Origin of the sequence: Flavobacterium macacae (assembly GCF_003865365.1) — a bacterium.
GTDB lineage: Bacteria > Bacteroidota > Bacteroidia > Flavobacteriales > Flavobacteriaceae > Flavobacterium > Flavobacterium macacae.
Window position 1 is genome coordinate 118467 of sequence record NZ_RQVR01000012.1, and the last position, 12553, is coordinate 131019.

At 36.1% G+C, this 12553-nt stretch carries 15 protein-coding genes; 6 read left to right on the forward strand and 9 right to left on the reverse strand.

Features of this window, described 5'->3' with window-relative positions:
* Positions 1-5: 5 nt before the first annotated feature.
* The 4 genes from EG849_RS11385 to miaE all read left to right on the forward strand — a co-directional run bounded on the left by EG849_RS11385 (position 6) and on the right by miaE (position 4671).
* Positions 6-2315, forward strand: a complete 2310-nt coding sequence (locus EG849_RS11385; protein WP_125013208.1) for a phospholipase effector Tle1 domain-containing protein — start codon at positions 6-8, stop codon at positions 2313-2315.
* Positions 2316-2392: 77 nt separating this feature from the next.
* Positions 2393-3379 (forward strand): DUF2931 family protein, encoded by a 987-nt coding sequence (locus tag EG849_RS11390; RefSeq protein WP_233581787.1) that lies wholly within the window; start codon positions 2393-2395, stop codon positions 3377-3379.
* Between the two features lie 140 nt (positions 3380-3519).
* Complete coding sequence (locus EG849_RS11395; RefSeq protein WP_125013210.1) at positions 3520-3837, forward strand: hypothetical protein; 318 nt, start codon at positions 3520-3522, stop codon at positions 3835-3837.
* A gap of 246 nt (positions 3838-4083) precedes the next feature.
* Entirely contained in the window at positions 4084-4671 is a 588-nt protein-coding gene (miaE, locus tag EG849_RS11400; protein ID WP_199732280.1) for a tRNA-(ms[2]io[6]A)-hydroxylase, read from the forward strand.
* On the opposite strand, the gene EG849_RS11405 is transcribed toward miaE, so the two are convergent.
* Positions 4658-5251, reverse strand: a complete 594-nt coding sequence (locus EG849_RS11405) for a pentapeptide repeat-containing protein (protein WP_317125207.1) — start codon at positions 5249-5251, stop codon at positions 4658-4660. The genes miaE and EG849_RS11405 overlap by 14 nt on opposite strands.
* Before the next feature lie 133 nt (positions 5252-5384).
* On the opposite strand from EG849_RS11405, the gene EG849_RS11410 reads away from it, so the two are divergent.
* Both EG849_RS11410 and EG849_RS11415 read left to right on the forward strand, forming a co-directional pair.
* Complete coding sequence (locus tag EG849_RS11410) at positions 5385-6503, forward strand: vWA domain-containing protein (RefSeq protein ID WP_125013212.1); 1119 nt, start codon at positions 5385-5387, stop codon at positions 6501-6503.
* A 146-nt stretch (positions 6504-6649) separates the two neighbouring features.
* Complete coding sequence (locus tag EG849_RS11415) at positions 6650-8113, forward strand: magnesium chelatase (RefSeq protein WP_125013213.1); 1464 nt, start codon at positions 6650-6652, stop codon at positions 8111-8113.
* Positions 8114-8220: 107 nt separating this feature from the next.
* Here EG849_RS11415 and EG849_RS11420 read toward each other — a convergent pair whose 3' ends face one another.
* From EG849_RS11420 to EG849_RS15865, 8 genes are all read right to left on the reverse strand, one after another.
* Entirely contained in the window at positions 8221-8808 is a 588-nt protein-coding gene (locus EG849_RS11420; protein ID WP_125013214.1) for a hypothetical protein, read from the reverse strand.
* A gap of 117 nt (positions 8809-8925) precedes the next feature.
* Positions 8926-9933 carry an alpha-amylase family glycosyl hydrolase gene (locus tag EG849_RS15965; protein WP_125013215.1) on the reverse strand — a complete coding sequence of 336 codons (1008 nt, stop codon included), beginning with the start codon at positions 9931-9933 and terminating at the stop codon, positions 8926-8928.
* Complete coding sequence (locus EG849_RS15970) at positions 9879-10496, reverse strand: alpha-amylase family glycosyl hydrolase (RefSeq protein ID WP_125013216.1); 618 nt, start codon at positions 10494-10496, stop codon at positions 9879-9881. The genes EG849_RS15965 and EG849_RS15970 overlap by 55 nt, the downstream gene beginning before the upstream one ends.
* Positions 10477-10848: a hypothetical protein gene (locus EG849_RS11435; RefSeq protein ID WP_125013217.1), complete on the reverse strand. Its 372-nt coding sequence runs from the start codon at positions 10846-10848 to the stop codon at positions 10477-10479. Before EG849_RS11435 ends, EG849_RS15970 begins: the two co-directional genes overlap by 20 nt.
* Before the next feature lie 17 nt (positions 10849-10865).
* On the reverse strand, positions 10866-11174 hold the full coding sequence (locus tag EG849_RS16075) for an SdpI family protein (protein ID WP_125013218.1): 309 nt from the start codon (positions 11172-11174) through the stop codon (positions 10866-10868).
* Between the two features lie 306 nt (positions 11175-11480).
* Positions 11481-11633: a hypothetical protein gene (locus EG849_RS15860; RefSeq protein ID WP_233581788.1), complete on the reverse strand. Its 153-nt coding sequence runs from the start codon at positions 11631-11633 to the stop codon at positions 11481-11483.
* 11 nt (positions 11634-11644) lie between these two features.
* Positions 11645-12244 carry an RDD family protein gene (locus EG849_RS11445; protein ID WP_233581789.1) on the reverse strand — a complete coding sequence of 200 codons (600 nt, stop codon included), beginning with the start codon at positions 12242-12244 and terminating at the stop codon, positions 11645-11647.
* A 117-nt stretch (positions 12245-12361) separates the two neighbouring features.
* On the reverse strand, positions 12362-12553 hold a 192-nt coding region (locus EG849_RS15865), incomplete at its 5' end, for a hypothetical protein (protein WP_233581790.1).

Here is a 12553-nt window from a genome sequence, read left to right on the forward strand (position 1 = left end):
CGATTATGCACATATTAGGCGAAACAAGACCGATAATCAATAAAAAATACAGCTATCTTTTAAATTCAATAAATTTTGAAAACAATATTGTTGGTATTGATAACACACGAGTGACCAATAAAAATTATTTCACAATCGATAGATCATCATTGACTAAGGATGGCACAACTTGGGAGATATCTCAAGGCAAAAAAATAATCTCAAAAAATACAACAGGTAATTTTAATTTTTTAATAGGAAATCAAACTTACAACTTAAAAGCCATTGTAAAAGGCGTGATAAAAGCGCAGACTACGATAAGAACATTAGGGGGAAATCCGAAGATAGAACTTTATTGGCGAGATGATTATGGGCAAAAAATAGTAAACAGAACCGTGGGTTACCTTGACAGAATTTATCTCATTATAAAAACCAGCCATATTCCGGTTGGCGATACTTTGAGCGTGACAATATACGAGGATGAAAAAGCTGATGGCCACGGCGACAGTTCTCGAAATATGGGAACTTACACATCGAGCAAAGTGAATAAAAATGGTTATGCTTTTGTATATTTTACAAATCTTCAGGTGTTTAAAAAGGTATTGGACGATCAAGATTATGTAATTGAGTCAGAGCATGAATTTTATGTAAAAGTGACTTATGACAGTCATATCGCAACGATTTATGACAAAACCCAATTGAAAGTAAAAAATGAAAAAATAAAACTAATTGATCCGCCGGTAACAAATATTCCCACGATAGTTGGTGAAGTGGATAAAGATGTTTCTGATAGCCGAAAAGTTAAAAACTTGATTATCGGTGTTTTTATAGATGGAACCATGAACAATCGTTATGATACAATGGCTCGAACAAATTGGGAAAAAAAGCGATTAGGGGAAAATGCAAGTGCATACAACAATAATGAACATTTAAAAATATACGCTACAAAGAAAACAGATGTTGCAAGTGGTGATAATTATATGTATGGACAAACCAGTTATGAAAATGATCTTTCAAATCCAGCCATACTTTTTGATAATTATGAAAAAAATGACAAGACGGTATTTAAAGTTTATACCGAAGGTATGGGGACAAACACACTTGGTGATGAAAAATTAAACGTTTCAAAGTATGAAAAAGATGATCTTTTAGGCGCTGCGGTAGCTTGGGGTTCCTCCGGTATTGTGGAACGAGTAAAAAGGGCTGTAGAGCAAACGGTTGCTAAAATTAAAATAGATGATGGAGGCAAAGAGCGAATAGGTACTATAACCATAGACGTTTTTGGCTTTAGTCGCGGTGCAGTATCAGCAAGACATTTTATACACGAAATAAGCAAACCGGCTTATAAAGCAAGAACTGTAATAGGATCTAAGCCAATATCTTACTCGGTTAGAGATCAGAGAGTTGAAATGGCTGTCGATGATAACAGAAATCTAGTAGATAGCAAATACAGAAAAAAAATGATGCCGACCAATGGCAGATTAGGCTATTTGCTTACTGAAAAAGGAATCACTATCGATAGGCTCGTTATCCGTTTTGCTGGATTATACGATACCGTGGCGCATCACGGGGTAATTCAAGGCAATGATGTTGACGATTTAGGTCTCAATACAATCAGTGGAAAAGCGCAACACATCGTTCACATGACAGCAGACGACGAACACAGATATAATTTCAGTTTGTCAAGAATACCGCGCAAAAAGAATCATATTGAACTTAATATTCCAGGAGTCCATTGTGATGTAGGTGGAAGTTATGTCGAAGGACGACCAGAAGGTTTACCAACTGGTGTCAAAGTTCAAGATTTTGAAGAGAGCCATGTTTTGGCGAAAGATGACACAAGCGATACTGTAAAAATTTCACCAAAATTAGAGCAATTTAGAACAGCTTTAATCAATGAAGGCTGGTTTACAGATAAACAAATCCATGTAAACTCAAAGTTTTATTCTTCCGGAAAAGAAACTTTTAGATATTCGCACAAATTAGTTTCCAGCCGAGCTTATGTGAGCAATCAATACAGTTACATTCCGTTACACATGATGTTGAAATTTGCTAAAGAAAAAAAGCTAGAATTCGGAAATTTTACAATAAAAAACTATGACTTTACGCCAAACATTTTTCCAGATCATTTAGCATTAATGCAACGCATAAAAACTAATCTCGAAACTTATGCTGATAAAGTGATAGCAAGTCCATCAGCACAAATTAAATACCAAATACCTGAGGCGGATTTAAAAAGATTAAGAAATAATTACTTGCATTACAACGCTGTTGTTGGGTTTGTTAATAAACCCGAAAAAGGCAGAATAAGAGATATCATAAAACCCTCAAAATGAGAACCTATAAAAAAATAAAAAAACTTATTTGCACGATTTTTATATGTCTAGCAATAATTTCCTGTAAAAAAGAACAGATGAAAACACTAACTTACGATAATAAAACAAAAACCGATTTTAACTGGAGCTGTTCTGTAACATCTATAAAAGATTATCCGATTGAAATAACTACAGGTTATTTGGCAACTAATAAAGACTTTATCGCAGCTTTTAGAAATAATGGGATTGAAGACGATGGCTGGGATGTTGATGGACAAGAAGGCGGTTCTGGCGGAAATCAAATTCCTTCGTTGCTTTCACTGACATGGGTAAGTTATGCAGAGAAAAAGGTGTGGTTTTTAGACGAAGGTGCACTTCCAAGTGACAAAATATTGGCTTTATTCCAAGAAGGTTTTTATAATATTGACAATGGGAGTCAGCAACCCATTCACGAAACATATCAACATATAGTTGTGGGCGTCGCTCCGGGTGGCGTTGTCGTAGTTTTTCTAACAGGAGATTTTCACAGAGTTGAGGTTGCAAGATTTCAGGCAACCGAAACAGCCGAAGATGTCAATAAAAGCATGAGAAGACCCGGTATTTACAAAGATACAAAAGCATTTCTTGAAGATGGTTTTAAAACACTACTTACGGCTGAACAACAAGCAAATTATAAAAACAACGGTATTCCTTTTGGTTTGTGGGACACTTATAGAACGCGCTATAATTGGCGTTTAGATATGCAATTTTATAAGGAAGAAGACAAATTGGCAAAAAATACTCACGTTCAATATATTAATGGTGAAGAAGACAAACTCGATTTAAAAGAGGCAAACAAGTTTAAAAACCATACTTTACCAAAGACAGTGACTTTCTATTATAAAAATAATTGGAACGAAGCTAATTTTGACGAAACAGAAATAGTTGAAGCTTTCAAAAAAGCAACTCAAGATAATCCTCAACCTAAGGTTATTATAATTGCCAAAGTACAGTTTATGTACAAAGTTGTAAAATTCGTAGTAAAGTGTGGTGATAAAGAAATACCATTAGAAAAAGTAATTGTGGAAAATGGAGGCTATAATTAATATGAAATATATAAATTCAATATAAAATTAGATACTTGGTTTTTCCAAAAAATAGTGACAACAAACTCAGATGGAAAAGAAAAAATCTATGTTCCAGAGTAAGTAATGTGTATTCGTAAAAATTAAAAAGATAAAACTGAATGGATATTGACGCAAAAAATTTATCAGAACAAAATCCAAAAGTCAAGAAAGATTTGGTCCTTCATTTTGTGCAACGAACTCTAGCTCTGATTATTGGCTTAATAGTGCCACTTTTCATTTTATTAGCAGATAGTTTAGAAGCAATTTATGCACTTGTGTATATCGAACCCATCATTTTTTCAATTTGGATAGCATATCTTTTGATAGAAGCAATCATACTTTACAGCAGCAAAAAATACGCATTAGGTAATGTAAATTTGATTTTGATAGGTTCCGCAACACTATTCCTATATTTTATTGTTTTGCCATTGCTTTAATGTACAATCTTTAAAATTATAAGGGATAAAAAGTTAAACAGAGTTTCAATCATCGCCGAAAGGCAAATCAATCAAAAATGGTATCGAATAGATAACAAAATATAAATTTTTGTTACCGTTAGTTAGTCAAAAGGAGCCAAGCGAAAGCCAAAACTCCTTTTTGTATTTAAAAAACTTTGAAACTCAGTATCGTTGCAACTCTGCAACTTATTGACTAAATTTGCATTTAAATCTTTCATTATGTCCATGCTACGCTTACAATTGCCAACAGATCCAAGATGGGTTAATATCGTCGAAAAAAATATTGAAGAAATCTTGACAGACCACGCTTGGTGCGAACAAAAAGCGGCGTCAAATGCCATTACCATCATCACGATAAATTCTGAATATCCTGATTTGGTGACGGATATGTTGGCTTTGGCAAAAGAAGAAATTGAGCATTTTGAAATGGTTCACGAAATCATTAAAAAACGCGGGCTTACTTTAGGCCGTGAAAGAAAAGACGAATATGTGGGCGAATTGGCTAAATATATGAAACAAAGCAACGCGGGAAGCCGTGTTTCTGGATTCGTGGAAAGAATGTTGTTTTCTGCCATGATCGAAGCCAGAAGCTGCGAGCGTTTTAAAGTGCTTTCAGAAAATATCAAAGACGAAGAATTATCAAAATTCTATTGGGATTTGATGGAAAGCGAAGCGGCTCATTACACGACATTTATTACCTACGCCAGAAAATACGGAACAGGAATCGACGTGGAAAAACGCTGGAGAGAATGGTTAGAATTTGAAGCGTCTGTAATCGCAAAATATGGAAAAAGCGAATCTATCCACGGATAACCAACTCGTGTTTTTCTACCAAACCTTTTAAGCCAGCCAACGAAAAGCTGGCTTTTTTTATTTTATTCTTCTCTGGATCAATCGAAAAATTGTAGCTGGTCGTAAAATCGGCCCTGTTGGCAATCGTGTTGTGAAATACGGCTTTGTGCAAATTACAATTCTCAAACAAAACATCAGTCAGGTCGCTATTCATAAAATCAATGGCAATCATACTGCAGTTTATGAAACTTGTTCCAACCATTTTCAGGTCATAAAACTTGGCAAAATCAAGAATGCAATCCTTAAAATGAATCTCAAAAATCAGCTTGTCACACATTGAAAAGTTGACGTCAAGAACTTGGCAGTCAATAAAAGTAACGCTTCTGAAAGCCACGTGATTGATTCTTGCTCCGCTAAAATCGCAATTGGTAAAGGTACAATCAGTGAAAGTCACGCCAATAAAATTACAGCTTGTAAAATCACAACTAGTAAAATTACAGACTTCAAATTCCTTTAAATTGAATTCGTCTTCGGTATACGTTTTGTCAAAATGGTTTTCGTCGTGAAAATAATCGGTCATAGCAATTTGTAATTTCTGCAAAGCTATTGGAATTTTATTAATTGACAATTAGAATAGGCCTTTTACCTAAAACGTTTTCTAATAAAACTTTTTAACTAAAAATTAATAACAGTTGAAAAGCAAAACATCCAATTAAGTAGTAATTTTAGCATCTATGGAAACTAATAAACGAAAAGGCTTTTTATTTAAGCAATATGAAGCTCCAAATTTGTCTCCGTTTGACAAACTCTTCGATATTTTCAAAGAATTGATCACGCACACTTCAGGCGATTTGGACGAAGCGATTGACTGGCTTCGTGAACTAGACAAAGAATATAAGTTAACAGATTCAAGCTACACGATTGATGATTTTATCGAAGATTTAAAGAAAAAAGGGTATATAAAAGACGAAGTCAAAGACGATGGTTCGGGCGGTTTGGCCATTACGGCAAAAACCGAAAGAGCCATTCGCCAGCAAGCACTTGACCAAATTTTCGGCAATTTGAAGAAAAGCGGTTCCGGAAGCCACAAAACAAAATATTCGGGCAGTGGCGATGAGCACACGGGCGAATTCAGAGAGTTCCATTTTGGCGACAGCCTTGAAAGAATTTCGCTGACCGAAAGCATCCGAAATGCGCAAATCAACAATGGCGTGGACGATTTTCAATTGACCGAAAGCGATTTGGTCGTCGAAGATTCGCAGTTCAAGGCGCAAATGAGTACCGTTTTGATGATTGACATCAGCCACAGCATGATTTTATACGGCGAAGACCGAATTACACCGGCAAAAAAAGTAGCGATGGCTTTGGCAGAATTAATTACGACGCGCTACCCAAAAGACACGCTCGATATTTTAGTTTTTGGGAATGACGCTTGGCCGATTGCCATCAAAGATTTGCCTTATTTGCAAGTCGGGCCTTATCACACCAACACAGTTGCGGGGCTTGAATTGGCAATGGATTTATTGCGAAGAAAGCGAAATACCAACAAGCAGATTTTTATGATTACCGACGGAAAGCCGAGCTGTGTCAAAGAACGCGACGGTTCCTATTATATGAACAGCAACGGCCTCGACGAATATATCGTAGATAAATGTTATAATATGGCGGGTCAAGCCCGAAAATTGCACATCCCGATTACGACTTTTATGATTGCAAGCGACCCATATCTTCAGAAATTCGTCAACCATTTCACCGAAGCCAACCAAGGAAAAGCATTTTACACCGGATTAAAAGGCCTGGGCGAAATGATTTTTGAAGATTATGAAACGAACAGGAAGAAGCGAGTGAAGTAGATTTCAGTGTACAGTATTCAGTATTAAGTTTCCAGTCGTGAAGTTATTGCGATAAAGCAAACAAACACATAAAATAGCCGGCAAAATTATAGGAAGAAAAAATTAATGAACCTTAACATCTTAATGGTTCAAAAAATAAATAAAAAATGACCAAAGAAAATATAAAAACACTAGCCGAATTAAAAAAATTAGGCTATCAATCAAAAAGTATCAAAGACGAATTGCGCGATAACCTTTGCCAGAAAATCTCAAAAGGAGAAACTGTTTTTGAAGGCGTTCACGGTTATGAAGACACCGTAATTCCTGAATTAGAAAGAGCCATTCTTTCCCGCCACAATATTAATTTATTAGGATTAAGAGGCCAAGCCAAAACTCGATTGGCACGTTTGATGATAAATCTTCTTGACGAATGGATGCCTATTGTTACCGGTTCAGAAATCAATGACGATCCGTTGCAACCGATTTCAAGATTTGCAAAAGATTTAATTGCAGAACACGGAGATAATACACCCATTTCTTGGGTTCACAGAAGCGAGCGTTTTTATGAAAAGTTAGCGACGCCTGACGTGACCGTTGCCGATTTGATTGGAGATGTGGATCCGATAAAGGCTTCTAATTTAAAATTATCGTATGCTGACGACCGCGTAATTCACTTTGGGATGATTCCGAGAGCGAACCGTTGCATTTTTGTCATTAACGAATTACCCGATTTGCAAGCCCGAATTCAAGTGGCTTTGTTCAATATTTTGCAAGAAGGCGATATTCAAATCAGAGGTTTTAAACTTCGTATGGCTTTAGACCTGCAATTTGTTTTCACGGCAAATCCGGAAGATTATACTAACAGAGGAAGCATTGTCACGCCGTTAAAAGACAGGATCGGTTCACAGATTTTGACGCATTATCCAGAAAGCATTGAGATTGCAAGAACAATTACCGAACAAGAATCAAAATTGGATAGCCGTCAAAGCGATTACATTCACATTCCGTCAGTTGCCAAAGATTTATTGGAACAAATCAGTTTTGAAGCCAGAGAAAGCGAATTTATTGACAACAAAAGTGGCGTAAGTGCGCGTTTGAGTATCACGGCTTTTGAAAATCTTTTAAGTACTGCAGAACGTCGTGCTTTAAAATCTGGCGAAGAAAAAACAACCTTGAGATTGTCTGATTTTATGGGAATTATTCCAGCAATTACAGGAAAAGTTGAACTGGTTTATGAAGGCGAACAAGAAGGAGCAGGCGTGGTGGCTCAACATTTAATTGGTGATGCGATTAAAACATTCTTCCCGAATTATTTCCCGAAAATTGAAAAGTTAGAGAGAGAAGAAGATAAAAGTCCCTACAAGGAAATTGTGGATTGGTTTTTCAACGAAAGCGGTTTTGAATTGCTTGATGACGCCACCGATTCTGAATACAAACAGCAATTGGATTCTGTGATTCCGTTGCGCGCTTTGATTTCAAAATACCAACCCGATTTGGCTCCAGAAGACACTTATTTCTTTAAAGAATTTGTACTTTGGGGATTGGTGGAATACAATAAATTAAGCAAAGACAGAATAATTAAAGGCTATCAGTTCAATGATTTATACGGAAGTTATATCCGAAAATTGTAATTTAAGTTTCTGAAGTTTTAATTATTTCTATCTAAAAAAAAGGCACTACGTCAAACGTAATGCCTTTTTTAGTTTCAATAACTTAAAGTTTTAAAGATAATAACTTCTTAAAAAGAATATCCAATTTTAATTCCAGCTCTGAACACAAAATTATCTACGTTTTTGTTGTTCACATCGCCTTTTCCTTTGACCTCCCATTTCCAGTTGGCACCAATTGACGGGTCGATGCTCAATCCTCCGATTAAAAAACGGTATCCTACATTTGGATTAAAAATACTCCAATAGGAATAGGTTCCGTCAAATTCGCCTAAAGTTCCAAAGTTTTCATCAAACTGAATATTTCCATACGAGATGAAGTTTTCTCCGTAGAAACCGTCCCATTTTCCTTTTTCAATATACGTTCTGCTTCCGAATTCAATTACAAAACCATTTCCGTCAATGTCTACGAAATTGTTGTCATAATTCATTTGGCCATACGAAAGATTCAGCATTTTTGAGGTGTTTCTTTCGTGTTCTTGTTTTTTATTTTTGTATTCAAAACTTAATCCGAATTGGCTAGGATCAGAAAAAGTATAATTTGCCGAAACTGTAAAACGATTTGCCGGAACTTCTGATTTCACTTCGGTTGTGGTAACTTCTTCTTGTGCCAAACTTATGATTGGCAAGAATAATGCTAAAAATAAAAATTTCTTCATGATGTTTGTTTTTATGTGTTAGAGTTGGCTGCTTATTATAAGCTTTCTATGGACATAGACGAATCTCGATGAGAAATGGTTGTATGGCACTTAAAATATTTTCGTTGCACAATACCGTCAATTAATTAACTTCAGTAAGCAGGCTGACTTGGCTGGAATTTCAGCTGTCAATGTTTCTCCTTCAGTTGCAATTTTTGCATTTTCCAAAATATCTTTATACATGCCTACTTTTGATAGCGGAATCTTTACGGTTTTAGGTTGGTGGTCATGATTAAATAGTACAATTATTTCATTGTTTTTATTAAAACGGCGGTAAGCCAATACGGAATTCGAATTGTCAACTTTAATAAATTCTAATTTGCCCTCAATTAAGACTGGATTTGATTTACGGATCTGTATTAACTTTTGATGAAACTGAAACAAATCATGGTTGAATTCCACTTTATCTATCGGGCGTTTTTGCCCAAGAGGATGTGCCACTTCATTTTCAAAAGTGTAATCGGTCCAGATTAAAGGTTTCCGGGAAGAAGGATCATCAGCGCCCCACATGCCCATTTCTTCACCCGCATAAATATGTGGAGCGCCCACATAGGTGTATTGCTGAATTAAAAGCAATTTCAGAGTCGTGAACGTGTCAGCATCCGGTTTATGAATCTTATAGGTCGGATTCTCGTGTACTTTGCTGTGAAATTTATATTTGTTCTTGTTGAATAACGACGTCAATATTCGGGGTGTATCAAAGCCACCGGTATAATTCATCATGGCATAATTATTCACGCTTCTGAGGTTTGATCTGAAACTGTTTAGACTGTCGGTAACTTCTGAAACTGAAATTTTATTTGGAGATTCATTAAAGAAGTGACGGACAGATTTATACCATCTGTAATTCATCACGGCATCGAAAATATCACCTTTTAAATAAGGTTCAGGATCCATTAATTTATCGGGCCATTCTTCCCACCAAATTTCACCCATCAGATAAGCTTCAGGGTTGGTCTGCCGAACGTGTGTTCGGAATTCGCGCCAAAAACCCAGTGGTGTTTCGGCAGCGACATCCAGTCTGTAACCATCTACTCCATCAGAAGGGTCGCCATCATTATTGGGATCGAGCCAGCGTTTTGCCACACTGAAGATATGCTGTTTGGCGGCTTCACTGTAAATATTGCCTTCAAGGATTTCACCCCTTTTGACATATCCTGTTTCTGAGTTTCTTTTATTTCAGGAAGTTCCCTAACACCTACCCAACCATGGTATTTGAATTCATTTTCGGGGGTATTGGGATCATCAAACTTTTCCACCCAATACCAGTCTTTGTATTTTGATTTTTCCTGATTTTTCAAAACATCCTGCCACGCCCAAAAAGTTTGACCCGTATGGTTCCAGGAATAATCCAAAATGACTTTGATGCCTCTTTTATGAAATTCGGAAATCACTTTCACAAATAATTTGTCGGCTTCCGTCATTATCCAGGTACTTGGGTCATCGGGTATTTCCGCTGCTATCGTTTTTTTATCTTTGATCGGATCAGGCCCAATATTTACATCAATGTGGTGCCAATAGCGCGCATCATATTTGTGTAAGGAAGGCGCGTCGTTTAAAGGCCTGAAATAAATGGCCGTGACACCCAAGGAATCCATATAATCCATTTTATCAAGTACGCCCTGCAGATCACCGCCATAACGGCGCATCTGCACTATCAGTGATTTTGGTCAGTACATTACCATAGTGATCTTTCTGGTTGCCGATATTTTTGAAGTACGAATCTTCTTTGTACCAGTCATGGTTCCAAGGCGTCACCTGCCATCCTTCCGGAACAAACCCCGGATAAGAACCTTTGATGTCATCCGGCGTAGGATCGTTAGAGGTGTCTCTGTTTCTAAACCGTTCCACCGCTATTTCATACCAGATGACGCCCTTTGCCCATTCTGGCGGATTTTCGAATGGAGTCGCTACTTCCCGTATATTCTTAACCGATTTCTCTAGCGGTTTACATCCGAATAGGAGAATAATAAAAAATAAGGAGTAAAGTTTTTTGTTCATTTGGCTTTTCATTTATATCAATTTTTTTCAACGTTTTTCAATTTTTTTTCCACAAGAAAATAAACTAAAAACAATCCGCCGATTAAAATTATTAAAATTGGTATTCTGGTATTCAATTCTGCGTTGTCAAAAACTAGGGATAACGTTATCATAAATACATAAAGTATTATACAATGGCTTGAGGCATATTTATTTGCAACTTTCCAATGTTCCAAACTTTTTTTAGCACTTCCTAACTGATAACCGTATAAATAATTTATTTTTTTTGATGGAAACAGTTTCCAAAAAATATTGAATAATAAGAAGATTGATAAAATTATTGTCATAGCTTTTTTTTGCTTAATTTAGGTGTTATTCACAAGGTTGGTGAACATTTTAGCTAACGTCATCTATGAATTAACTCAAAATGACCGCCTAAGAATCGTCTGTATGATATTTTTCCCTGACAGCTATCTGTATAACTTCCTATTGTAGCTTAGTTTTTTTAATGCATGATGTCTGGGCGCTTGCAGCGGTTTAGGATTAAAATGCGTATTTTTTCATTATAGAAAAAAATTTGAAGTACAAAACCATTTTTTAATTAAGCCAAATACGAACCTGTCGTGCAGTGCAGAGCCAGCCAGCACTGGTTTCTATTTCTGCATTTCTATTAATTTCCATTGTCCGTTTGGTTCTTTTTCTAAATAAACACTAACCTTCATATCGTTTGTATTCCCTAAAATCTTGATGTCAAGTTGAGCTTGTCCTTGTCCGTTTGAAATGTTAACGTTTCCTGAGGGCATCATTCCATAGCCTTTTATTCCGCCGTTTCGGTGATAATTTGTTCATTCTGTTCTATTTCACTTAGTGCGTCTTTATAGGCGTCTGTATTTTTCATGGGATTGCTTGCAAAGAAAAATACAAATACAAAAAATATAACTCCAACACCAATTAATGCTGCAATCCGAATAGGTTTTCTGGGTTTGGATGTGTTTTTAAGGACCACGGTTTTAGCCACTTTGTCGCCAAGTCTTTTCTTTTGGTCATTTGCAGCAAGCACAATAAACTCAATTGGCCAAATGATAATAAATACGTTTCGTAATAACAAACGACCGAATGATGGGATTTCATTTGGGTTATTTTCATCGCGAACCATAATTCCCATAATCCATTTTCCAACACTAATTCCTTTTAAACTGTCTTTCGCAAAATAAAGAACGAAACCAGGAATCATGGCTAACAGCATAGTTATCATCATTTTACTTGGGTTATTTTCGTCCAAAAAATTGGGGCCAATTGCAATAAAAACAATTGAAACCATTAAAAGCGTCATTATGAAATGGTCAATTAAAAATGATGCAATTCGTCTTTTTCTACTTGATTTAGGAAAAGTCAATTCTGTTGGATTTTCTGTCATTGTTGTCTGTTGTTTTTAAATTGATTGTCCGTCTGTAAAATAACTCAAAATGACCGCCTGAGAATCGTCTGTATGATAATTTTTCTGACAGGTATATGTATAACTTTCTATTGTAGCTTAGTTTTTTTTATACCTAATGTCTTGGCGCTTGCAGGAGTTCTGGATTAAAGATGCGAATTTTTTCCCATTATGCACAAATTTTCCAAATACAAAACCATTTTTAAATTCAGACAATGTCCAAATCTTTTGTAGCGTGTGTTGAACTAAACCTTCGGTAGCACTTACCGATATTTTGTACCTTACGAATAT